Here is a 22818-nt window from a genome sequence, read left to right as displayed (position 1 = left end):
TTAAGCAAAATATACATATAAAAAGGGGCGTTATTAATGAAATCAAAATCAAATGTATTTATTTTAACTACAATAGTAAGCGTTCTCTACCTTTTAGCATTTGGTTATGGCGTATTCACATTAAATATATTAGATCAATTAAGCTTAGACCATGTATTAGTGATCGTAGCTGCCATTATAATTAGCTATGGACTCGTTTTCTTAATAGGAAAGCCTCAACAAAAAGACCTTAAATTATTGGAAGAACGTCTAACTGTTTTAGCCAGTGATAATATGGAGGATATGCCAGAGGGCACGATTAGCAATAAGGAGCTTCATGCTTTAGATGTGACGATCAATGACGTCCATGAAAATTTTAAAAAAATGTACGGCTTTATTTCTAAATTAACGGACCAAATGAATACGCAAACAAATACTTTAAACAATAGTGTTAATGTATTAAGTGAAGATAGTCAAAATATTTCGGTTACTATGCAAGAAATATCAAGCGGTGCTGATGAGCAGGCGCAGTCAGCTGCTACCTTGACGGAAACGATGCAACAGTTTACCAATACGATCATGAACGTTTCATTAAACGGAGAGAACATTAAAGGCGAATCTAAGAAAATGCTCGATATAACGACTGAGGGTCGTGAGCTAATGGATCAATCTGTAGATAAGATGATGATCATTGATAAGACGATTAAACAGTCACTAGATAAGGTAAGAGGTTTAGATGATATGACATTAAAAATTACTAAGCTTGTGACTGTCATACAGGAAGTTGCGGAACAAACCAATTTATTAGCTTTAAACGCAGCTATTGAAGCGGCTCGCGCAGGAGAGCATGGTAAAGGCTTCGCTGTTGTGGCTGATGAAGTTCGTAAACTAGCTGAACAAGTCAGTTTATCTGTTAATGATATTACAACAACAACAACTGGTATTCAAGAAGAATCAACAGCAGCTGTTGCGGTGTTAGAAGAAGGCTATCAAGCTGTAACTGAAGGCTCTCAACAAATTCAAACAACAGGTGAAACCATTAAAGATTTAAACACCATCATTAACAATATGGAATCAGAAATTACAGGTATTTCAAATTCCCTTTATGATGTATTAGATGGGACTAAACTAATTAATGATTCGATTACTAATATTGCCAGTGTATCTGAAGAGTCAGCGGCTGGTATTGCAGAAGCAGATTCAGCAGCTGAACGCCTATCACAATCAGTTAATCAGATTAAAGAAATGCAGGAGAATTTCGAGAGAAACATCGCCGATTTGTTTATGTAGTGAACAATACTGACTTTTACTTTATACAAAAGGGAGCTCAATGACTAAATGAGTCTCCCTTTTTTTAATAGGTTTTGTTTCTTAAGTGAAATAGCATAAAACGAAACTTCAATCAGCGGGCGGAGGGCTACAGGACGTAGGTCATGTAGACGTGGGCCTACAGGATGTAGGTTATGCAGACGTTGCCACAGGACGTGGCGGTCTTAGTCTACGATCTTACCCACCAACTGAGGAACACAAGCTAACGTCTTCGCGTCCTGCGAAAACGCTTGTGTGACCAACATCCTGTTGGCCCGAGTGAAGCAGGATATTAGCCCCGTTGTCTCTCACCTAATTAGATGAGCTCTCTACTCTATTTTGAGGTGGGTGTTTTACGGATGGTTATCTGTGATAAAATAAAAGTGGACAGGATAAAGGAGGAAAACAAATGCAAATGTTTGAAACATACATAAAAAACGATCGTCACCGAACATTAGTTGACAAGGCTGGTCGTATAGCAGCTAAAGTTGAGCAACGCGTGCATATCGCTGAAGCATCAGCCCAATTCCCTCAAGAAAACATCAATGATTTGCGTGCCGAACGCTATTTATCGCTAACCTTACCTACAGAGTATAATGGTGAAGCTTTATCGTTATACGAATTTTTATTAATGCAAGAAAGGTTAGCTATGGGAGATGGAGCGACTGCTTTATCAATAGGCTGGCATCTAGGGATTGTTAAAGAATTAGCAGAAGATAGAATTTGGGAGAATGAAACATTTGACTGGTTTGCAAGAGAAGTAGCAGACAAGCAAATTTTGGTCAATCGTATTGCTTCTGAAAAAGCTACAGGAAGCCCGACACGTGGTGGTGTACCAGAGACCATAGCTAAACGTGAAGGGGATCATTATCTGATTACCGGCAGGAAAACTTTCTCTACAATGGCTTCAGTTTTGGATTACTTTATCGTTTCGGCCTATGTAGAAGATCAAGATACGGTGGGTTCGTTTTTAATTAAAAGTGATCAAGCTGGGGTTTCAATTGATAAGACATGGGACACTTTAGGAATGCGAGGTACTGGTAGTGACGATGTTGTGTTTAATCAAGTTAAAGTTAACGAAACGATGCTAGTTGAATTAAATAAGCAAGCTAACACTAAAAAAGCAAAAGGTTGGTTATTACATATCCCAGCTTGTTATCTAGGAATTGCAATGGCGGCAAGGAATGATGCGATTGATTTCGCTAAGAATTTCCAACCGAATAGCTTGAAAACCCCGATTGCTGAGGTACCTCATATTCAACAAAAAATTGGAGAGATAGATCTTAAGCTGATGCAAGCGCGTTGTTTTATGTATCAGGTTGCTCAGGAATGGGATCAATGCTCATCAGATCAGCGCCAAGAATTAAGTGCTGAACTTGCAGCGACAAAGACGATTGCGACTAATATAGCTAATGAAGTCGTAGATATTGCTATGCGCATCGTTGGTGGTAGAGGTTTGTCCAAAGCTTATCGCTTTGAACAATATTATCGTGATGTAAGAGCGGGTTTACATAATCCGCCGATGGATGATATGGTTATTCAAATATTAGCTAAACGGGCAATATCAGAATAAAAACGTACTAAACACCCCAGATGATTTCATAATCATATAAAGGGGTGTTTTATTATATGATAAAATTTAATCCTGATCGTATCTATAGTTTTGAATGTTTAAAAGATGATTTAACGCGGTTAGCTGATCAATATGTTAATGAAGTAAAACTAGAGACGATTGGCTATTCTGTAACAAGGCGAGAGATTTTAGCGGTTAAAGTAGGTTCGGGTAAAAAAATAATTTTATGTCACGGCACTCATCACGCAAGGGAATGGTTGACAACCACGCTACTTGTTGATTTTATTGTTCATATTTTGCAAGATAATAGTTGGCCATGGTTGACGATTAGAGAAGATTGGTTGAATTTAGTGAGTTTTTGGTTTATTCCAATGGTTAATCCTGATGGTGTCACACTCGTTCAAGAGGGACTAAATCGCTTTGACAATGCTGAAGCACTACTGAAATGGAACAAGGAAAGTACTGATTTTACAAGTTGGAAAGCAAATAGTCGTGGTGTTGATTTGAATCGGCAATACCCAACGGATTGGGAATCCATTAAAGGTAATCCAGGCGCACCAAGTTCTAGTCACTTTAAAGGTTACCAGCCATTATCTGAGCCAGAAGTTCAAGCTGTTTATCACTTTGTAAAAAAGCGAAATATTGATGTAGCGATTGCATATCATTCATCGGGAGAAGAAATATTTTGGCGTTATCGATTAAATGATACAATTGTCGAAAAGCAATTGCGACCGTTAGCAGAAGCTTTAGCGAATATAACAGGCTATCGTTTAATTAACCCGAGTGATCATCCAAGTGGTGGAGGATTTACAGATTGGTTTCTAACCACTTACAAAAGACCAGGCTTTACGATCGAAATAGCACCAAGTGTTGGACCTCAGCCAGTGCCATTACATTTATATAAACAAGTATTCCAATCTAATGAATTGGTTTTATATACGATAGCTGAGCATCTTATTAAAGAAAAGGATGTATAATCAGGTTTATTTTCATTGCATTTAGGTAAAAGATAATTATCATAGTAGGAAAGGGTGATTTTATGTTCAATCATATTTTGTTAGCTTCAGACGGTTCGGAATATGCTATACGTGCTTGTGAAAAGGCTTTAATACTTGCTGAGAATAACCCAGATGCAAAAATAACCATGCTATATGTTGTTGATGGTGCAACATCAAAAGCTGATGCTACTCATTATTGGAGTGCAAGTGAATTGGATAAAAGTCGAAAAGAAAAACTGACTATATCAGAACGGAAAATTAAACAAGCTCATATCGCTTATGAAATAAAAATTCTCCATGGAGATCCCGGACCTACGATTGTTAAATTTGCTAATGATCACAATGTTGATATTTGCGTAATTGGAAGTAGAGGGTTAAATAGCTTACAAGAAATGGTGCTTGGTAGCGTCAGTCATAAAGTCGCTAAGCGTGCCAATTGCCCTGTGATGATTGTCAAATAATTGAAGAATTTTATTTAATAGGGAAAGGGAGTCCTAAAGAATAAACATTTAGAACTCCCTTAATAGATTTAAAAAATCAGCTAATTTGCTGGGTCCATAAATATTAACAAGGCGGGTAAAGAAACGGAAGTTAATTATTGCTTATTGGCATGCGGGGCATAAACCGTAAATTTCAAACTTATGATCATCAATGATAAATTGATCGAGTTCACCAGATAAGTTGTCCATTGGACAAGAGTGAATTTCTTTCGTTATCCCGCACGTTTTACAAATAAAATGATGATGATGGTGTTTTGCACATGTGATTTGATAATGTTTTTCTCCATTGAGCTCGGTCGATTCCAAAATACCAAGCTGATCAAATAAGTGTAAGTTACGATAAATGGTATCAAAACTAATTCCTTCAAAATGCGGTTCCATATAAGTCAATAGATCCTTCGCGGTACGGTAACGGTCTTCTTTATCGAAATACTCCAAAATAATCGCACGTTTATCCGTATGCTTGTAACCTGCTTTTTTTAGAATAGTTAATGCCTCATTGACATTCATGAGATCACCTTCTTTCTTGTTAAATGAACGAGTTTGTTATGCCAATCCTTAAAATAACGTTAATTTTTATATAGTAACTCAACTTTTGCACACTGAAAATAGTCATTCAACCTTCTCATACGTTTAGCACGTTATTTCGTTCCGAAAAGCAAGGGATTCGCTTTTCGCGGGGATGGCTTCAGCTAATTCCTCAAGTGGATCTTCAGCTCATCCTATTCCCGCAGAAGTCTCACCCCTTGCTTATCTCCACCTAGACTGGTGAATAGTAATCGAGAAGTGTCAGTTCTTCATTAAATAATAACATAAATAATGGTTGATAGAAAATAACTTGCGGTACGACTTAATTGTTGATAACCCTTTTAAATAGACAAATCTATCGACCTTGTCTTGATTGTAGCTGAATAGATACTTTTTGTAAATAAGAATAATTTCGTTTTAACATTTGACACACCTACTATAGGGGGGTATAGTAAGAAGTGAGGTGATGTGATGACGAAAGTAAACAATCATGAAGAACGCTATACAAACCATCGATCTGATAAAGATAAGCAACTGCTATTAAATCGTCTGAAAAAAATAGAAGGTCAAGTTAGAGGTATTCATAAGATGATTGAAAATGATCGTTATTGTGTTGATGTGATGGTACAAATTTCAGCAATTAATGCCGCTCTGAAGAAAGTAGGTTTCGCAATGATGGAGGATCATGTTAATCATTGTGTTGCGGACGCTATCAAGACAGGTATGGGAGAGGAGACCATTACTGAATTGATGCAAGTTGTTAAACAATTTAATAAATCATAAAAAATATGAGGGAGGTGTGGAAGCGATGAAGGAACTAACATTAACGGTAGAAGGTATGTCTTGTCAACATTGCAAAAAAAATATTGAAGATGCATTGCAAGAAATAGGCGTCAAACAAGCTGAAGTCACATTAGAAACTAGTAAGGTAAATGTAACATATGATGAAGGTGAAATTAGTCAACAACAACTAGAAGAAACGATAGAAGGGCAAGGTTATCAAGTGGTCTAATCATTTGTTCCCACTTTTCAATAGGTGGGGACAAATTTTAGTTCTATTGTTTTACGAAGTATTTACCGCGATAGTTACAATTAGTAGAATAATAATAATTTTGCGATTAATAATGCGTAGAAATTGTCGAATTTAATCGCAAATCGGAATAGTACAGGGCCTTTTTATATTGTAAGATGTACCTATAAAGATCTTTTCTTATAGCTTAAATTTTTTAAACCTGTTTGTTGATTGAACAAGACAGACTATTATTTTTATTACAGATAACCGTCCGTAAATTCCCCTCAAAATAAGAGAAGCAAATCGATTGAGGTGGGTGATAATGGATGCTAATGTCCTGTCCACTCAACGACCAATCCGTGGGTGGGTAAGATCGTAGACTAAAACCACGTCCTTAAGAAGGATTACAGACTAAGGCCGCCACGTCTTGTGGCAACGTCTGCATAACCTACATTCTGTAGGTCCACGTCTGCATGACCTAAATCCTGTAGGGCCACGTCTACATGACCTACGTCCTGTAGCCCTCCGCCCACTGATTGAGGGTTCGTTTTATCAGAGTCTAGCTATCTATGAAAAGGTTTTTATACTTTCCTTCTGTTCATAGAAGGAAAATAAATAGAATACATTTATTATAGAAAGGAAGTGTTTGCTATCTTTTCAAAGCTAAAATGGAAGAAAGAAGGTGCGTACACAGTAGAGCGAAAAGATCGAACCGAACACAGGCGGATAGAAGATGCCTCTGTACCATCGGAACTCGTTTACCCGCTTACGATGCACATCGGTGCTCCAGCCTCCCCAGTTGTAAATGTTGGAGATACAGTAAAGATAGGTACGCTAATCGCTGAAAAGAATGGCGCGATTTCTGCTAACACTTATTCGTCAGTGTCAGGTGAAGTTATCGAAATAGGAAGCCGTCCGACTGTTCATGGAGAAGCCCCCTGTATTATTATTAAAAATGATTTTCAAGATCAAAGGGATGCCCCACTCTATGCTAATGACGAGGAGCTTGATCCCCAAAAAAAGCTCGAAATAATCGCCAAAGCAGGTATTGTAGGAATGGGCGGCGCTACGTTTCCAACTCGTGTTAAATTGTCACCTCCAAAAGATAAACCCATTGATACCATTATTATTAATGGTGCGGAATGTGAACCTTATGCGACGGCTGATCATCGTTTGATGGTCGAGTACGCAGAGCAATTAATCGAAGGTATTCGCGTCCTCCAAGAAATAATTCCAGTTGAAAAAGTGTATATTGCTATTGAATCCAATGCTCACGAAAGTGTTGCAGTTATGAACAAGGCAATTGCTGATTCCGAGCATATTGAAATCAAGGAATTAGAAACGATTTATCCGCAAGGTTCAGAAAAGAACCTTATAAAAAAAATAACGAAACGGGAAGTATCACCAGGGCAACTGCCGGCTGATGTCCAAACGATTGTCATTAATGTAGCAACGACCTATGCTGTTTATGAAGCCGTTCGACTAGGTAAGCCTTTAACGAAGCGGATTACGACAGTAAGTGGGCAACCATTAAAAGAGCCTAAAAATCTATGGGTGAGGATTGGCACACCTATTGAATCATTAATTGAAGATTGTGGTGGTTTTCAGTCAATGCCAGGGAAAATGATTCATGGTGGACCTATGATGGGACGTCCCTTAAACTCCGGACGTGTACCTGTAGGCAAAGGCACAACTACTGTAACATTTTTAGCGGAAGAAGAAGCTGAAATCGATCAACGTTCTCCGTGCATTAAATGTTCAGAGTGCCTAAATGTTTGTCCTGTTAGCCTTCAGCCAATCATGATTAGTAACGCCTATGAAAAAGGTAATCTAAAGAAGGCGGAAAAATTGGGAGCGTTAGACTGCATTGAGTGTGGTGCTTGCTCATATATTTGCCCCTCCAAAATTCCTATTTTAGAAAATATTCAAAAAGCGAAAAAAGCGATTAGGTCAAGTAAGGAGGGAGCATAAAATGAGTGAAGTAACAGCTCTAACAGACGCTCAACTAACGATGTCAAATGCACCTCACTTACGCCAAGTAAGAACATCAGCTTGGATTATGCAACAAGTTATTCTTGCTTTAATGCTGCCAACTATTGGTGCTTTATATTTCTTTGGTTGGCGTGTGCTAGTTATGATTGTTGTTGCGATTGGTTCATGTGTATTATCTGAATATCTGTTTCAAAAATTGACCAAGCGGCAAATCACTATTAAAGATTATAGTGCTGTAGTTACTGGACTGTTGCTTGCTTTAAGTTTACCTGTGAGTGCGCCAATTTGGACAATTATATTGGGGAGTGGTTTTGCGATTATTTTCATTAAACAACTATTTGGTGGCATTGGTCGTAACTGGTTTAACCCAGCTGTCGGTGCAAGAATCATGCTCTCGGTATTCTTTGGAGAATATGTTAGTGGTTGGGTTGAGCCCGGTGAGGCTGTTGATGCGACATCACAAGCAACGCCCTTAGGAGTGGTAGCAAATGACAGGGCAGACGCAGTTAGTACGGCAACTTATGTAGATGCAGAAATGCCAAATCTAGTTGATATGTTTCTTGGTACTGGGGTGGGTGGTAACATCGGAGAGACATCAAAACTATTAATTATACTTGCTTTAGTGTATTTAATAGCTCGTCAAATTATTGATCCGTTTATCCCATTCCTGTTTATCTTGCCTGTCGCTGTTATAACGCTCGTAACAAGTGGGTTTGATCTGGAATTTATGATGCAACATCTGCTAAGCGGTGCATTAATCTTTGCGGCCACATTTATGATTACCGATTACAGTTCATCCCCTTTTACACCACATGGAAAAATAGCTTTTGCTATTGGGGCCGGGATTCTAACTGTTTTATTCAGATATTACTCTGATTATTCAGGCGGTGTCGGATTTGCCATTTTAATCATGAATGCGTGTGTCCCATTGTTAGATAAATATTTACCACCGCGCATCTATGGGCACAAAAAACGGCCAATATAATTATCATATATAGAAAATAAGTAAAAACTAAACCGAACCATCCCAAAGATAGGATGATTCGGTTTAGTTAATGCTACTCCAAAACGACGGGTTGAAATCGTTCGAACGACTTCAAACACACGGTCTCCTACGTGTTATCTGCACAGTGCCGTGACTCGCGGATAAATAGTGTATACACACGAACAATTGTGAGTAATCACGCCTTTTTACAATCAAATCGTTTACACTTGAGTCAATCGCTTTGCTTTGTATGTTTTTGATTCTAACCTATTCTGATTTAATGAACAGGAAATTGATTCATATAGTCTGTAAATTGATTAACTGCTTGAGTGATTTGTTGGGTGTCTGCCTTATCTAAACTATACCAACCATTTTTAAACATCAGATTGTACAAGTGTCGTTGTTGATTTTGAGTCTCAGTAAATATCTGAAGTAAGTCTTCATATAAAGCATGGTTACTTGCTTCATTAAGAGCGGTGCAATAACCATCTGTCATATATTTTTCAGTAGCCAGTAAATCATTGATAATATCCCGGTCATTTAATTGTGGTGACTTTTCAATTGGGGTTTCCGGGTTCTGTATTTTATTTGTTTGCATCTATGTTTCCCTCCTTTTAGTGAACCATTTGGTTGCTTTGGCTTTTGGTGAAATTAAGTAGTACTTGATAGTGACGCTCATGCATTTGGCATAGTTTATCTAATGCCTGTTTTGTTTCGGTTAATTTACAATCCTTAGCTAGAAAATTAGCCTTTTTTATTACTGATAAATTCCAAGACATCATATCAGTTAAATATAAAAGGTCTTTGGAACTTATCATCTCGGGGGGTTGTGTCATTAAGCTATTGTTCGTTTGATTATAGTGTTGCATCATGCATCCTCCTTTAAAATAACGTTATAATCATAATGTGTCTTATAACGGGTAAAATATGCAATGTTCTTCTATATGCAGATGATTGGTAAAATCTTTAACATAAAACTATACTGTTAATAAAATGAATTTATCGATTGAAGGAGTTGATAGCTGTGATTAATTTTTATTGTTACCCTAAGTGTGGGACGTGTCGCAAAGCTAAAAAGTGGCTTGAGGATCAAGGTGTCGATTACCATGATATACATATCGTTGAACAACCGCCCACTAAAGGAGAGTTAAAAGCTATTATTGAAAAGAGTGAATTGCCAATTAAAAGATTTTTCAATACGAGTGGTCAAAAATATCGGGAGCTGGGTTTGAAAGATAAATTGGCTGATATGACCGATGATGAAAAAATAAATTTATTAGCTTCAGACGGTATGTTGATAAAACGACCACTTACAGTAAGTGAACAGTTTGTAACGGTCGGATTTAATGAAAAGCAATTTGAACAAACATGGATATAAGGAGGATGGCGATGAATTTACCAAATGACTTGAAATATACAGAGGAGCATATTTGGGTTCGAGAAGAAGGTGATAGCATTAGTATTGGTGTAACCGATCACGCTCAAGATGAACTAGGTGATGTGGTGTTTGTCGAACTACCTGAACAAGGTGAGCAGTTGTTAGCAAATGATTCTTTCGGAAGTGTAGAATCCGTTAAAACTGTATCTGAACTTTATGTACCAGTGGATGGTGAAGTGGTTAAAGTTAATCAAGCATTAGAAGATACACCTGAATTAGTTAATGACTCACCATATCAACAAGGGTGGCTGATTCAGATCAGACCGACAAATCCTGATCAATTAAAGCAACTTTTGGACCCGCAAAGTTATCAAAAGCAATTAAGTGAAACAGAGTAACCGTTTAAAAGCGTACAGCGATTTGTTTTTTAGCAAGTAAGTCGACATGTTGTAATTGGAGACTAAGAACGTTGATTTTGTTACTTTCCACTTTTTTCAATTAACGTAGAACAACAGAGACCCGGTCAAAAACAAAAGAAAATAAGATCAAAAATGAAGGATCCATTCTTAAATAAATGGATCCTTCGTTTTTATTACATTAGCTAAGATCTAACAGAGGAATTATGAACAGCTCTAGCGGGCACAAATTTTTCGGGGAGGCGATGTAACCGCATTATCAACACACATATTGTAACATCTCTCGTATTTACAGAAGATATTTTTGTTATGCCCAACCAGTTTATTTAAGTGCACCGAAAGACTGTACCTAAGGGTATTGATACATTAAATGAGCTCTCCAATGGTTTCCATAATATCAAGAGGCTTTGCTTGATCCGTAAATTGTTTAATAATATAACCTTGCTGATCAATGATTACGGTAGTTGGAACACCTAAGCAATTGTATTTGCGATAAACATCGATTCCGTGATCGATTAAAGTAGGCTGACTAAGAAATTTCTGATAATAACGTATCCCTTCATTGGGGTCTCGCTCTCTACCAACAACATTAATTGTAATAAAGGACATCTTTGTTTGGTCGATACTTTGATAAAGACGCTCTTTTAGAGGTAGATCATTGCTGCAATCTGGACACCAAGAAGCCCAGAATGTTAACACAACAATTTTTCCGCGCTGGTCACTCAGTTGATAATATTGATCTCTATCGATGTATGGTAAGCAAAAGTCGGGGGCTCTCACAGGATCTCATCCTTTTCTAGTTGTTGACTCGAGTATATCATTTTTAAAAAATGCTGAAAACCAATTGACACTTGACCAAACACATGCTAATATCACTGTTAAATAATTAAATAATTCGAACTCTTATCGAGAGAGGTGGAGGGACTGGCCCGAAGAAGCCCGGCAACCGTTAAACAATACGTTTAAAATGGTGCCAATTCCTGCGAAGCAGCTATGCTTTGGCAGATAAGAGAACAAGTAGACCATATTTTGTGTCATTCCAGCGTCTTTCTGTTCTCTTTAAGGAGAGCAGGGAGACGCTTTTCAATTACAATTGTAGTGCAAATTAGCTGAAAGAGAGAGAAGTGGGGGGGAAGGCAAATGATAAAAATTGATCAATTATCAAAGGTATTTCAGACATCAAATCAATCGATTCAAGCTGTTGATCACATTGACCTTCAAATAAATAAAGGTGAAATATTTGGCATGATTGGCTATAGTGGTGCAGGTAAAAGTACATTTATTCGCTTGATTAATCGTTTAGAAGAACCAAGTGCTGGATCGGTTTTAATTGATGATCAGGACATTACAAAATTAAGTAAAAGAGATCTTCGCATATCACGACAGGAAATAGGCATGATCTTTCAACACTTTAATTTATTATGGTCTCGAACCGTAAGAGAAAATATTGCTTTTCCTTTAGAAATAGCAGGCTTATCTAAAACTGAACGCAGTGAGCGTGTCGATCAATTAATTCAATTAGTGGGTTTGACAGGAAGAGAAGACGCTTATCCAGCTCAATTAAGTGGTGGGCAAAAGCAACGTGTTGGCATTGCTCGTGCATTAGCTAATAATCCTAAAGTTCTATTGTGTGATGAAGCCACTTCAGCACTGGACCCGGAGACAACAGATTCAATTTTATCGTTGTTAGTAGATATTAATGAAAAATTAGGATTAACAATTATTCTAATTACACATGAGATGCATGTCATTCAAAAGATTTGTCATAATGTTGCGGTTATGGAAGATGGTCGTATTGTTGAACAAGGATCCGTACTCGATGTTTTCTCGCATCCAAAACAACCGGTAACGAAAAAGTTCGTTGAGCAAGTGATGGGTAAGCCAGATAATGAAGTTGCTGATGACATCTTTATTCAACAGGTTAATTCAGGAAAAGTTTTAAAGCTACAATTTATTGGTGAATCAACAAATCAAGCCTTTATTAGTCAAGTCGCTAAAAAATATGATGTTGAACTTAATATTTTACAAGGTAACATTAAACAAACTCAAGCCGGTGCTTATGGCTCACTATATATTCAAGTCACGGGCACTGATGAAGTGGTTAGTCAAGCAATCGCATATATGGATTCTACTTCAATAGAAGTGGAGGTTGTTGCAAATGACTGATTTATTTCCAAATGTAGATTGGCCCGATTTAATGATAGCAACCGGTGAAACTTTTTACATGACAATAGTTGCATTAATAGGTGCACTTATCCTTGGTTTACTATTAGGGTTATTGCTTTATTTAACCTCACCAGGAGGGCTTTGGCAAAATAAATATATTCATATTATTACTGCTACATTTGTCAATGTTTTTCGAGCGATCCCATTTGCTATTTTAATCTTCTTGCTTTTCCCAGTTACTATTTTTTTATTTGGAACGTTTCGCGGAACAACACCAGCCATTCCCGCTTTAATTGTTGGAACGGCACCATTTTATGGTCGATTAGTTGAAATAGCATTAAGGGAAATTGATAAAGGTGTGGTCGAAGCCGCTCAAGCGATGGGAGCGAAAACGTCAACTATAATCTTTAAAGTATTGTTAAAAGAATCCATTCCTGCTCTAGTGTCAGGGTTAACTGTGACATCGATTGCTTTAGTTGGTTATACAGCTATTGCAGGCATGATTGGAGCTGGTGGTTTAGGTGATTATGCGTATTTCTATGGGTTTACACGCCGAAATTTCGATATTGTTTTTGTTTGTACCGTTCTTATTGTCATTATCGTCTTTATCTTTCAATTTATTGGAGATTGGATGACCAAGCGTTTAGATAAGCGCTAGTGAAGATCAATAGTGTGTCAGCCTTTTAATGAGGGCAAACATAGATAAAAAACAGAAAAGGGGAAATGAAAAATGAAAAAAAGATTAATAGTGTTAGTATTTGCTTTAATTAGTTTAGTACTCGTTGCATGCGGTGGCGAAGATACTGTAGATACAAACGAAATTAAAGTGGGAGCAACAAGTGTTCCACATGCTGAAGTGTTGGAGGAAGCTGTACCTATTTTAGAAGAAGAGGGGATAACTTTAACAATTGAAACATATACAGACTATGGTTTGGTAAATGAAGATTTATCAAGAGGCGAATTAGATGCAAATTATTTTCAACATGTGCCGTTTTTAGAGACATCAATTGCAGAAAATGATTATGATCTTGTTAACTTAGGTGGTGTTCATGTTGAGCCTATGGGTGTCTATTCACAAAATATAGAGAGTATTGACGATATAGAAGTTGGAACAGAGGTTGTTATTAGTCGAAATGTCCCTGATCATGGTCGCATTTTAGCATTATTTGAAGCGAATGGCTTACTTACGTTAGCTGAGGATGTTGAACGATCAGAAGCGACAGTAGATGATATTATTGACAATCCACTAGAGCTTGAATTCTCACCAGATGTCAATCCAGAACTATTGGTTGAGGCTTATCAATCCGATCAAGATGCCCTGATTGCTATTAACACAAATTATGCGATTGAAGCGGGTCTTTCACCGCTTGATGATGCCTTATTTGTAGAAGGCTCTGATTCGTTATATGTAAATATTGTAGCAGCACGTGCTGAGGATGAAGACAACGAAAATCTATTAAAGTTAGTCGAAGTCTTACAGTCTGAAGCTATTCAGAATTTTATTACTGAAAAGTACGATGGTGAAGTTGTTGCTGTAGGATCTGAAGGGTAATTTGTAAGAAAATCGAACGAAATTAAAGGAAAATGTTTATTTTCTAACCATTCAATCTATATTTTTGTTAAGTGAACGGTTAATAAGTTAAATCGGTTCAAGTGCTTCTTAATCCGCTTTGGCTATCGTTTTTCTAAATGTTATACTAATTGTTGTCAGTGAAAAGAAAGGAAGATTATCTCACAATGGTTAGTAAATTAGAACTAAATTATACAACTGAAATGGAAAAAGCAATGCATCAAACACACAATTGTTGCTTTGCTAAATATGAAGCAGATATTGAGAAGCGTATCGAAGTAGAAAAAAAACGAGAAAAAAGTCATCAACAGGGTATGTATCTTGTAAAAGAGATGAATCGGCAAGTACATCGTTAATAATGTAGTTTAAGGGGGCTCTCCTCAACAATGTCAGCGAATATGACTTTGTAGTGGAGTAGCCTTTTTTGTGCGTTATGAAAGGAGAAAATGCGAGGGGGTGATAAAGTCGAAATTTCTAAGTGGAGGTCTAATAAAAGTGAACGGGTGTGAAAAGACTTTCCCTGTAGTCGTTATAGTGTCTATACATATATATAAGTATCATCCAAGCATTCAACAAAGATACTATGTTAAGGATAGGATGTATCGTTTCAGTTTATAGTATAATAAAGAGAACAAAAGACGTATCTATGTTAAAATAGAAAATAACAAAACTTTTTTTACTTTTAGGTTTAAAAAGCGATTGATTAGCGTTTTAAAATCTTGATATTAGATTTGAAATAGTATAAGATTGTAATGAGAATAAAGTGAGAATGGTTAAAGTTAAAATTAAACTATTCTTCAAAATATTATATATTATTTTTCTTGGAGGTATAGGTATGAGTGGATCAACTTTAGAAATTAAAGATCTTCATGTAGAAATTGAAGGTAAAGAAATATTAAAAGGTGTAAATTTAACGGTTAAAGGTGGAGAATTCCATGCAATAATGGGACCAAATGGGACAGGGAAATCAACATTAGCTTCGGCGATAATGGGACATCCCAAATACGAAGTAACAAAAGGTAGCATTTTAATGGATGGTGAAGATGTGCTTGAGATGGAAGTAGACGAACGTGCTAAAGCAGGTCTATTTCTAGCGATGCAATATCCGAGTGAAATCAGTGGTGTAACGACTTCTGACTTTCTTCGTTCTTCAATTAATGCCCATCGTGAAGAAGGAGACGAAATTCCATTAATGAAATTTATTAAAGAAATGGATCAAGTCATGGATTATCTTGATATGGATAAAAACATGGCTCAACGATACCTTAATGAAGGTTTTTCTGGTGGGGAGAAGAAACGTAACGAAATCCTTCAGTTGATGTTATTAAAACCAGCGATTGGGATCTTGGATGAAATCGATTCTGGTCTTGATATTGATGCACTTAAAGTGGTGTCGAAAGGGATTAATAAATTACGTAATGAAGCATTTGGTTGTTTAATTATTACACATTATCAACGTTTATTGAATTATGTGACGCCAGATTATGTTCATGTGATGATGCAGGGACGTGTTGTTAAATCAGGTGGTCCAGAGTTGGTTGAACGGTTAGAAAGTGAAGGCTATGATTGGATTAAACAAGAATTAGGCATTGAAGACGAAACTGTTGGCGTAGACGCTTAAAGTAAGGAGGGATTGTATGTCTGTTGAGGTATCAAATCAGTATAATATAGAATATGTTGAAAATTTTTCAAATAAATATAATGAACCGGAATGGATGCAACGTTTTCGTAAAAATGCATTCACTAAAGCGGAACAGCTTGATATGCCAAAACCGGATAAAACGAATATAACGCGTTGGAACTTTTCTGATTTTGCTCATGAAGCAGAAGGTAAAGCTATTGCAAGTTTAGATAAGCTACCAGAAAACATTAAAAAATTTGTTAATACGAAAGCGAACCAACAAAATTTAGTTATTTTACGTAATCAATCAAAAAGCTATCAACATCTGTCTGAAACATTAAAGCAACAAGGTGTCATATTCACAGATATTTTTACAGCTTTACATGAGCATGCTGATCTTGTACAAAAATATTACATGACAGAAGCCGTATCAATTGATGAACATAAATTGACAGCTTTACACGCTGCATTAATGAACGGGGGTGTCTTCCTTTATGTACCGAAAGATGTTGTGGTTGAAGAACCGTTACAGGCCATTTTTTGGCAGGAAGATCCGCAGTTAGCTTTATTCAACCATGTGATTATTGTGGCTGAACAAAATAGTCAAGTGACTTATGTAGAAAACTATTTATCAAGCCACAATGAAACAAAAACAGTAGCCAATGTCATTACAGAAGTTATCGCTGAAAATAACGCAACGGTATCATTTGGCTCTGTTGATCACTTTGCTCATGGAACAACGACATACATGAATCGCCGTGGTGTGGCCAAACGGGATGCTAAAATTGAGTGGGCACTTGGACAAATGAATGATGGGAATACGGTTTCTGAAAATATTACCCACCTATTAGGTGATCATTCGGTTTGTTATGCCAAGGCGGTATCGGTTGGGCGTGGTGATCAGACACAGAACTTTACCGCTAAGATCGTTAATCATGGTAAGCAATCAGACGGGATTATTTTACAACATGGAGTTATGAAAGACAGTGCTACAGCGATTTTTCATGGTATTGGTAAGATCGAGCATGGTGGAACGAAGGCAAACGCAGAGCAAGAATCTCGTGTGCTAATGTTAAGTAAAGATGCGCGAGGTGATGCCAATCCTATTCTATTGATTGATGAGGATGATGTTACAGCAGGGCATGCTGCATCTGTTGGTCGTGTTGACCCTGTTCAACTCTATTACTTGATGAGTAGAGGGATTTCTAAGCAAGAGGCAGAACGTTTAATCATTCATGGATTCCTCGCACCTGTTGTTAATGAAATTCCAATTCCTGAGGTGAGAGAGCAGTTAACCGATGTTATTGAAGGGAAAGTATACTAAATGGATGTGAAAGCGATTCGTGCTGACTTTCCTCTTTTGAATCAAGAAGTTAATGGTCATCCACTTGTGTATTTGGATTCATCTGCCACATCACAAAAACCAACTCAGGTGATTGATGCAATTAATCAATATTATCGTTTAAATAATTCTAATGTACATCGTGGTGTGCATACAATTGGAACACGAGCAACTGAGCAATATGAAGGGGCTAGAGAGCGTGTTAAGCAATTTATTCATGCACAATATGTTGAAGAAGTTATCTTTACACGTGGAACCACAACTGCGATCAACTTAGTCGCTACAAGCTATGGTCGAGCCAATTTGACTGAAGGTGATGAAATTGTCATTACACAAATGGAGCATCATAGTAATCTTATCCCTTGGCAACAGGTAGCCAAGGCGACGGGGGCAACATTGAAGTTCATTCCATTAGAGGATGATGGCACCGTAACGCTAGCCAATGTTGAAAAGACGATTACCCAAGCTACTAAGATTGTTGCGATCGCCCATGTGTCTAATGTCCTTGGTACAATCAATCCAATTAAAGAGATAGCTGAGGTTGCACACCGAAATGGGGCGATTGTTGTAGTTGACGGTGCTCAAGGGGTTCCACATATGAAAGTAGATGTGCAAGCATTGGATTGTGATTTCTATGCTTTTTCGGGACATAAGATGTGTGCGCCAACAGGTATTGGCGTGTTATATGGAAAGAAAGTATGGCTAGAACAAATGGAGCCGATTGAGTTTGGTGGAGAGATGATTGATTTCGTTGATCTTTATGACTCAACATGGAAAGAGTTACCGTGGAAGTTCGAGGGCGGTACACCGATTATTTCTGGGGCGGTTGGACTGGCAGCAGCGATCGACTATTTGACAGTGATAGGCCTTGACCAAATTATGACTTATGAACAACAGCTAACGGCTTATGCGATTGACCAGTTAGAACAAATAGACGGGATTGATATCTATGGTCCTAAAAAACGCGCAGGTTTAATTACATTTAATCTAACCGATGTTCATCCGCATGATACTGCGACTGTTTTAGATAGTGAAGGAATAGCTGTTCGAGCTGGACATCATTGTGCTCAACCTTTAATGAAATGGTTGAATGTTACTGCAACGGCTCGAGCCAGCTTTTATATTTATAATACCGAAGATGATGTTGATCGTTTCGTTAATGGATTAAAGAAAGCGAAGGAGTTTTTCGGAGATGTCTTTTAATAACTTGGATACGTTATATCGGCAAGTGATTATGGATCATTACAAGAATCCCAGAAATCGCGGATCATTATCTGAAGAGGCCTTAACATTAGAAATGAATAACCCAACGTGTGGTGACCGTATTCAATTACATTTACTGATTGAGAATGATCGTGTGAAGGAAGCAAAGTTTGAAGGCGAAGGTTGCTCGATTAGTTTGGCTTCAGCGTCTATGATGACACAAGCGATCAAAGGTCAACCTGTAGAAGATGCGTTGAAAATGTCCCAATATTTTTCAAATATGATGCTTGGTAAAGAGCAAGACCAAGCGGACTTAGAATTAGGAGATATTGAAGCCCTTCAAGGCGTGGCTAAATTCCCGGCCCGTATTAAATGTGCAACATTAGCTTGGAAGGCAATGGAGAAGGCTGTTGATCAGGATTCGAATTAAGATTATATGAAATAAGGAGGAGCTATCATGGCTAAAAATGCACCTGAAGTAGGCGAATATAAATATGGTTTTCATGATAAAGACGTATCGATTTTTCGAACGGAACGAGGATTAACGAAAAAAGTAGTTGAAGAAATATCTAAAATGAAAGAAGAGCCACAATGGATGCTGGACTATCGCTTAAAAGCACTTGAACATTTTTATAGCAAACCTATGCCACAATGGGGTGGTGATTTATCTGAGCTAGACTTTGATGAAATCACTTATTATGTTAAACCATCAGAACGTTCAGAGCGCTCTTGGGATGAAGTACCAGATGAAATTAAACAAACGTTTGATAAGCTTGGTATTCCTGAAGCGGAGCAAAAATATTTAGCGGGTGTATCGGCACAGTATGAATCGGAAGTTGTTTATCATAATTTGAAAGAAGACTTAGAGGCGTTAGGTATTGTCTTTAAGGATACCGATACGGCTTTAAAGGAAAATGAAGAATTGTTTAAAGAATACTTTGGTAAAGTTATTCCTTATACCGATAATAAATTTTCGGCATTAAATTCTGCGGTTTGGTCAGGTGGATCATTTATTTATGTGCCTAAAGGTGTAAAAACAGATACACCGTTACAAGCATATTTCCGAATTAACTCAGAAAATATGGGGCAATTTGAACGAACGCTTATCATTGTTGATGAAGGAGCTTCTGTACACTATGTAGAAGGTTGTACAGCACCAGTCTATACGACCAACTCACTTCATAGTGCTGTTGTTGAAATCTTCGTTAAAAAAGATGCTTACTGTCGATACACGACCATTCAAAACTGGGCAAATAATGTTTATAATCTGGTAACTAAACGTGCGACTTGTGATGCTAATGCAACGATGGAATGGATCGATGGAAACATCGGATCGAAATTAACGATGAAATATCCAGCTGTTTTACTGAAAGGTGAAGGTGCTCGTGGTATGACGCTTTCTATTGCGCTTGCTGGCAAAGGCCAACATCAAGATGCTGGGGCAAAAATGATGCACCTTGCACCGAATACATCATCGACGATTGTATCTAAGTCCATTGCTAAACAAGGTGGTAAAGTGTCATATCGAGGTATTGTTCATTTTGGGCGTAAGGCAGAAGGTGCACGTTCTAATATTGAATGCGATACGTTAATTATGGATAATAAATCCGCTTCAGATACAATTCCGTATAATGAGATTCTTAACGAAAATATTTCATTAGAACACGAAGCTAAAGTTTCTAAAGTATCAGAAGAACAACTATTCTATCTGATGAGTCGTGGGATTTCAGAAGAAGAAGCGACTGAAATGATTGTAATGGGCTTTATCGAACCCTTTACAAAAGAATTACCAATGGAATATGCGGTAGAAATGAATCGATTAATCTCGTTTGAGATGGAAGGTTCAATCGGTTAATATACAAAACCTATATATCAATATCTTTAGTGGTTGTATACTATTTGACGTTGGTGAAGGGAATTCTCCATTTCATGCGTTTGTGAAATGGGGGATAGACTTTCGTTAACGTCATTTCTATTTCTCTAAAAATAGAAATGGGTTCAGTCATCCAGTGATTCGCTTTCCGCAGGCACGGCTTCAGCTAACTCATGTGCGCACAAAACACGCACATGAGTGGATCTTCAGCTCGTGCTATTCGAGACTGCTGAAAAACTAACCCATGGAGGTATTTTATAATTAAAGTATGGTGTATTCCACTCCAGTTACAGACGATCGCTTTCCGCGGGCACGGCCTCAGCTAACTTCTCCTAGCCAAGAACGCGAGGAGAAGTGGATCTTCGGACGCGTGCTATTCCCGCTGGAGTCGTCGTCTTTCACTTCCGTTTTATTAGCGATCTAATCTTACTAAACACCTTACAATAATCCGTTTTAATCTCTTTTTTTTTGGTATAATAGAAAGAGAAAGTAATAAGAAAAGAGCGGTTAAAATGATGTTAAAACAACAAACATCCCTTTCGTTAAGTCCTTATACGCAACTTTATGATGCGCTTATTCCAAAAGACAACTTTCTTCGTCAAATGCACGATCTTGTTGACTTCCGTTTTGTTGAAGAGGAATTAGAAGATAAGTATTGTCTAGATAACGGACGAACTGCAGAGCCACCTATTCGCATGTTTAAATACTTATTGTTAAAACAGATTTACAATCTGTCTGATGCAGACCTCGTGGAACGTGCGCGATTTGATTTATCTTTCAAGTATTTTTTAGATATAGCCCCTGAAGATCACGTGATTCATTCTACCTCCTTAACCAAGTTTCGCAGACTGCGTCTTCATGATAAAAACTTAATGGATATCTTAGTCCAAAAAACAGTTAAAATAGCACTGGAACATAACCTTTTATCAAGTAAAACGATCATGGTAGATGCAACGCATACCCTCTCACGGGTTTCATTCGAAATCGGCTACGGAATACCTGCAAGGGAAATCAAAGGCACTACGCAAACGGGTTTATAGTCATGATGATACGATGAAAGAAAAGTTTCCTGCAAAACCAACGACTACTGGTTTAGATGAAGAAGTGGCGTATACTAGGGAACTCCTTACGATCATTGAAGCACATCCAACCCTTCCCCATCTACCAGCCATCAAAGAGAAAATAAACGTCGTGACGGAGGTCATGGAAGATGTAAAAGAAGAAATAACCTATTCTTCTGATCCAGATGCTCGTAAAGGTTATAAATCTTCTGATTCCTCTTTTTTAGGCTATAAAACCCATATGGCAATGTCAGATGAACGGATGATAACAGCCGCAACCGTAACAACAGGAGAAAAAAGTGATGCGAATTATTTGCAGGATCTTATCAAGAAGAGTAAAGAAAATGGGATGGCATTTGATACGGTTATTGGGGACAAGGCTTATTCAGGAAAACGACATTTGATATTTTCAAAAGAAAATAATCTACGTTTAGTTGCGCAACTGCATCCAGTGATATCAAACGGGACACGAACAGAAGAAACAACATTTCAGTTTAATAAAGATGCGGGGATGTCTGTCTGTCCAGCTGGGCATCTAGCAACCAGAAAGGGAATGAAACATCGGCATTCAACCACTCAAAACCCACAACTAAAATATTTTTTCGATGTGAAGCAATGTAAAGTGTGTCCGTTGCGTGAAGGTTGTTATCGAGAAGGGGCCAAAACAAAATCCTATTCAATAACAATAAAATCAACAGAACATGTGGAACAAGAGGCATTCCAAGAGACAAAAGAATTTAAAGAGTTAGCTGCATCAAGATATAAAATAGAAGCAAAAAATGCAGCGTTGAAAAATAGACACGGGTATGAAAAAGCGATTACCTTAGGTCTGTTTGGCATGAAAATGCAAGGAGCTGCCACCATCTTCGTCGTTAATATGAAACGAATGATCAAGCTAATCAATGAAAAAGAGATAAAAAAGAGATAAAATAGAGTCTCTATACTCTGAAAAATAAGCGTAATTTCTCACTTTTATAATGAGGATTACGCTCATTTTTTTTATTTTATTATTACGGGAGAAAAATACCACTTTTTCAGTAGTCTCCGTGCTATTCCTGCAGGAGTCTCATCACTTCCAGACCGAACCCGTATGAATTTACGTGTAGATAGACATTCAAATTAAATTAAGATCTATTGAATCGAAATCAGCCCAAAATCCACCTAACTAATCAACATTCAAGTAGCATAATCCGACTTGAATATTTGTGAAATTCATCTATAAAATTGCCGGAAAAAATTCTCACCAACGTCATTTGACAAAGAACCCATATCGATGAATTAGAGAACTATGAGGTTGCTTATTTACTTAGAAG

23 protein-coding genes, 1 pseudogene and 1 riboswitch are annotated in these 22818 nt (G+C 37.5%); of the genes and pseudogenes, 20 read left to right on the top strand and 4 right to left on the bottom strand.

The window, feature by feature from the left end; all coding sequences use genetic code 11:
* Window positions 1–36: 36 nt before the first annotated feature.
* The 4 genes from JOE23_RS08485 to JOE23_RS08470 all read left to right on the top strand — a co-directional run bounded on the left by JOE23_RS08485 (window position 37) and on the right by JOE23_RS08470 (window position 4319).
* A complete protein-coding gene (locus tag JOE23_RS08485; protein WP_204437565.1) occupies window positions 37–1269 on the top strand; it encodes a methyl-accepting chemotaxis protein in 1233 nt (410 codons plus the stop codon).
* Between the two features lie 427 nt (window positions 1270–1696).
* Window positions 1697–2860 (top strand): acyl-CoA dehydrogenase family protein, encoded by a 1164-nt coding sequence (locus JOE23_RS08480; RefSeq protein WP_204437564.1) that lies wholly within the window; start codon window positions 1697–1699, stop codon window positions 2858–2860.
* 56 nt (window positions 2861–2916) lie between these two features.
* Window positions 2917–3837, top strand: coding sequence for a M14 family metallopeptidase (locus tag JOE23_RS08475; RefSeq protein WP_204437562.1), 921 nt, complete (start codon window positions 2917–2919; stop codon window positions 3835–3837).
* 62 nt (window positions 3838–3899) lie between these two features.
* On the top strand, window positions 3900–4319 hold the full coding sequence (locus tag JOE23_RS08470; protein ID WP_204437560.1) for a universal stress protein: 420 nt from the start codon (window positions 3900–3902) through the stop codon (window positions 4317–4319).
* Window positions 4320–4460: 141 nt separating this feature from the next.
* On the opposite strand, the gene JOE23_RS08465 is transcribed toward JOE23_RS08470, so the two are convergent.
* Complete coding sequence (locus JOE23_RS08465) at window positions 4461–4868, bottom strand: Fur family transcriptional regulator (RefSeq protein ID WP_204437558.1); 408 nt, start codon at window positions 4866–4868, stop codon at window positions 4461–4463.
* Window positions 4869–5357: 489 nt separating this feature from the next.
* Between JOE23_RS08465 and JOE23_RS08460 the strand changes: the two genes are divergently transcribed.
* The 4 genes from JOE23_RS08460 (at window position 5358) to JOE23_RS08445 (ending at window position 8875) form a co-directional block, all read left to right on the top strand.
* Window positions 5358–5669, top strand: a complete 312-nt coding sequence (locus JOE23_RS08460) for a metal-sensing transcriptional repressor (RefSeq protein WP_204437556.1) — start codon at window positions 5358–5360, stop codon at window positions 5667–5669.
* Between the two features lie 25 nt (window positions 5670–5694).
* Window positions 5695–5898 carry a copper ion binding protein gene (locus tag JOE23_RS08455; RefSeq protein ID WP_204437553.1) on the top strand — a complete coding sequence of 68 codons (204 nt, stop codon included), beginning with the start codon at window positions 5695–5697 and terminating at the stop codon, window positions 5896–5898.
* A 642-nt stretch (window positions 5899–6540) separates the two neighbouring features.
* On the top strand, window positions 6541–7869 hold the full coding sequence (rsxC, locus tag JOE23_RS08450; RefSeq protein WP_338021906.1) for an electron transport complex subunit RsxC: 1329 nt from the start codon (window positions 6541–6543) through the stop codon (window positions 7867–7869).
* A gap of 1 nt (window position 7870) precedes the next feature.
* Window positions 7871–8875: an RnfABCDGE type electron transport complex subunit D gene (locus tag JOE23_RS08445; RefSeq protein ID WP_204437551.1), complete on the top strand. Its 1005-nt coding sequence runs from the start codon at window positions 7871–7873 to the stop codon at window positions 8873–8875.
* Window positions 8876–9152: 277 nt separating this feature from the next.
* Here the strand turns inward: JOE23_RS08445 and JOE23_RS08440 are convergent, their stop codons facing one another.
* Together JOE23_RS08440 and JOE23_RS08435 are read right to left on the bottom strand one after the other, a co-directional pair.
* Window positions 9153–9473: a spore coat protein gene (locus JOE23_RS08440; protein WP_204437550.1), complete on the bottom strand. Its 321-nt coding sequence runs from the start codon at window positions 9471–9473 to the stop codon at window positions 9153–9155.
* Window positions 9474–9489: 16 nt separating this feature from the next.
* A complete protein-coding gene (locus JOE23_RS08435) occupies window positions 9490–9744 on the bottom strand; it encodes a spore coat protein (RefSeq protein ID WP_204437549.1) in 255 nt (84 codons plus the stop codon).
* Window positions 9745–9899: 155 nt separating this feature from the next.
* Here JOE23_RS08435 and JOE23_RS08430 point away from each other — a divergent pair, with 155 nt between their 5' ends.
* On the top strand, window positions 9900–10253 hold the full coding sequence (locus JOE23_RS08430; RefSeq protein ID WP_204437548.1) for a Spx/MgsR family RNA polymerase-binding regulatory protein: 354 nt from the start codon (window positions 9900–9902) through the stop codon (window positions 10251–10253).
* Between the two features lie 11 nt (window positions 10254–10264).
* The gene (gene gcvH, locus JOE23_RS08425; RefSeq protein WP_204437547.1) at window positions 10265–10651 is read left to right on the top strand and encodes a glycine cleavage system protein GcvH; all 387 of its coding nucleotides are present in this window, start codon (window positions 10265–10267) and stop codon (window positions 10649–10651) included.
* Between the two features lie 384 nt (window positions 10652–11035).
* Here the strand turns inward: gcvH and JOE23_RS08420 are convergent, their stop codons facing one another.
* Entirely contained in the window at window positions 11036–11449 is a 414-nt protein-coding gene (locus tag JOE23_RS08420) for a redoxin domain-containing protein (RefSeq protein WP_204437546.1), read from the bottom strand.
* A 120-nt stretch (window positions 11450–11569) separates the two neighbouring features.
* Window positions 11570–11681: riboswitch (SAM riboswitch) on the top strand.
* A 128-nt stretch (window positions 11682–11809) separates the two neighbouring features.
* On the opposite strand from JOE23_RS08420, the gene JOE23_RS08415 reads away from it, so the two are divergent.
* The 10 genes and pseudogenes from JOE23_RS08415 to JOE23_RS08370 all read left to right on the top strand — a co-directional run bounded on the left by JOE23_RS08415 (window position 11810) and on the right by JOE23_RS08370 (window position 22433).
* Window positions 11810–12835, top strand: coding sequence for a methionine ABC transporter ATP-binding protein (locus JOE23_RS08415; RefSeq protein ID WP_204437545.1), 1026 nt, complete (start codon window positions 11810–11812; stop codon window positions 12833–12835).
* A complete protein-coding gene (locus tag JOE23_RS08410) occupies window positions 12828–13493 on the top strand; it encodes a methionine ABC transporter permease (protein WP_204437544.1) in 666 nt (221 codons plus the stop codon). Before JOE23_RS08415 ends, JOE23_RS08410 begins: the two co-directional genes overlap by 8 nt.
* 72 nt (window positions 13494–13565) lie before the next feature.
* Complete coding sequence (locus tag JOE23_RS08405) at window positions 13566–14387, top strand: MetQ/NlpA family ABC transporter substrate-binding protein (RefSeq protein ID WP_204437543.1); 822 nt, start codon at window positions 13566–13568, stop codon at window positions 14385–14387.
* A gap of 185 nt (window positions 14388–14572) precedes the next feature.
* Window positions 14573–14761, top strand: a complete 189-nt coding sequence (locus tag JOE23_RS08400; protein WP_204437542.1) for a YuzK family famiily protein — start codon at window positions 14573–14575, stop codon at window positions 14759–14761.
* A 479-nt stretch (window positions 14762–15240) separates the two neighbouring features.
* Entirely contained in the window at window positions 15241–16026 is a 786-nt protein-coding gene (sufC, locus tag JOE23_RS08395; RefSeq protein ID WP_204437541.1) for a Fe-S cluster assembly ATPase SufC, read from the top strand.
* Window positions 16027–16042: 16 nt separating this feature from the next.
* On the top strand, window positions 16043–17350 hold the full coding sequence (gene sufD / locus JOE23_RS08390; protein ID WP_204437539.1) for a Fe-S cluster assembly protein SufD: 1308 nt from the start codon (window positions 16043–16045) through the stop codon (window positions 17348–17350).
* The gene (locus JOE23_RS08385) at window positions 17351–18571 is read left to right on the top strand and encodes a cysteine desulfurase (RefSeq protein ID WP_204437538.1); all 1221 of its coding nucleotides are present in this window, start codon (window positions 17351–17353) and stop codon (window positions 18569–18571) included.
* On the top strand, window positions 18561–19001 hold the full coding sequence (sufU, locus tag JOE23_RS08380) for a Fe-S cluster assembly sulfur transfer protein SufU (protein ID WP_204437537.1): 441 nt from the start codon (window positions 18561–18563) through the stop codon (window positions 18999–19001). Before JOE23_RS08385 ends, sufU begins: the two co-directional genes overlap by 11 nt.
* A gap of 27 nt (window positions 19002–19028) precedes the next feature.
* Window positions 19029–20426, top strand: coding sequence for a Fe-S cluster assembly protein SufB (gene sufB / locus JOE23_RS08375; protein WP_204437535.1), 1398 nt, complete (start codon window positions 19029–19031; stop codon window positions 20424–20426).
* A 533-nt stretch (window positions 20427–20959) separates the two neighbouring features.
* A pseudogene (locus JOE23_RS08370) lies at window positions 20960–22433 on the top strand (IS1182 family transposase).
* The last annotated feature ends 385 nt before the right edge of the window (window positions 22434–22818 follow it).

The organism is Amphibacillus cookii (assembly GCF_016908375.1).
GTDB classification, from domain to species: domain Bacteria; phylum Bacillota; class Bacilli; order Bacillales; family Amphibacillaceae; genus Amphibacillus_C; species Amphibacillus_C cookii.
Note: the sequence above shows the minus strand (reverse complement) of the source record. Positions and strands in the feature narration are given on the sequence as shown.

Bases quoted from the DNA above. Each gene is read 5' to 3' on its own strand.
- JOE23_RS08485 (WP_204437565.1), top strand. From the start codon at position 37: ATGAAATCAAAATCAAATGTATTTATTTTAACTACAATAGTAAGCGTT.
- JOE23_RS08480 (WP_204437564.1), top strand. From the start codon at position 1,697: ATGCAAATGTTTGAAACATACATAAAAAACGATCGTCACCGAACATTA.
- JOE23_RS08475 (WP_204437562.1), top strand. From the start codon at position 2,917: ATGATAAAATTTAATCCTGATCGTATCTATAGTTTTGAATGTTTAAAA.
- JOE23_RS08470 (WP_204437560.1), top strand. From the start codon at position 3,900: ATGTTCAATCATATTTTGTTAGCTTCAGACGGTTCGGAATATGCTATA.
- JOE23_RS08465 (WP_204437558.1), bottom strand. From the start codon at position 4,868: ATGAATGTCAATGAGGCATTAACTATTCTAAAAAAAGCAGGTTACAAG.
- JOE23_RS08460 (WP_204437556.1), top strand. From the start codon at position 5,358: ATGACGAAAGTAAACAATCATGAAGAACGCTATACAAACCATCGATCT.
- JOE23_RS08455 (WP_204437553.1), top strand. From the start codon at position 5,695: ATGAAGGAACTAACATTAACGGTAGAAGGTATGTCTTGTCAACATTGC.
- JOE23_RS08445 (WP_204437551.1), top strand. From the start codon at position 7,871: ATGAGTGAAGTAACAGCTCTAACAGACGCTCAACTAACGATGTCAAAT.
- JOE23_RS08440 (WP_204437550.1), bottom strand. From the start codon at position 9,473: ATGCAAACAAATAAAATACAGAACCCGGAAACCCCAATTGAAAAGTCA.
- JOE23_RS08435 (WP_204437549.1), bottom strand. From the start codon at position 9,744: ATGCAACACTATAATCAAACGAACAATAGCTTAATGACACAACCCCCC.
- gcvH (WP_204437547.1), top strand. From the start codon at position 10,265: ATGAATTTACCAAATGACTTGAAATATACAGAGGAGCATATTTGGGTT.
- JOE23_RS08415 (WP_204437545.1), top strand. From the start codon at position 11,810: ATGATAAAAATTGATCAATTATCAAAGGTATTTCAGACATCAAATCAA.
- JOE23_RS08410 (WP_204437544.1), top strand. From the start codon at position 12,828: ATGACTGATTTATTTCCAAATGTAGATTGGCCCGATTTAATGATAGCA.
- JOE23_RS08405 (WP_204437543.1), top strand. From the start codon at position 13,566: ATGAAAAAAAGATTAATAGTGTTAGTATTTGCTTTAATTAGTTTAGTA.
- JOE23_RS08400 (WP_204437542.1), top strand. From the start codon at position 14,573: ATGGTTAGTAAATTAGAACTAAATTATACAACTGAAATGGAAAAAGCA.
- sufC (WP_204437541.1), top strand. From the start codon at position 15,241: ATGAGTGGATCAACTTTAGAAATTAAAGATCTTCATGTAGAAATTGAA.
- sufD (WP_204437539.1), top strand. From the start codon at position 16,043: ATGTCTGTTGAGGTATCAAATCAGTATAATATAGAATATGTTGAAAAT.
- JOE23_RS08385 (WP_204437538.1), top strand. From the start codon at position 17,351: ATGGATGTGAAAGCGATTCGTGCTGACTTTCCTCTTTTGAATCAAGAA.
- sufU (WP_204437537.1), top strand. From the start codon at position 18,561: ATGTCTTTTAATAACTTGGATACGTTATATCGGCAAGTGATTATGGAT.
- sufB (WP_204437535.1), top strand. From the start codon at position 19,029: ATGGCTAAAAATGCACCTGAAGTAGGCGAATATAAATATGGTTTTCAT.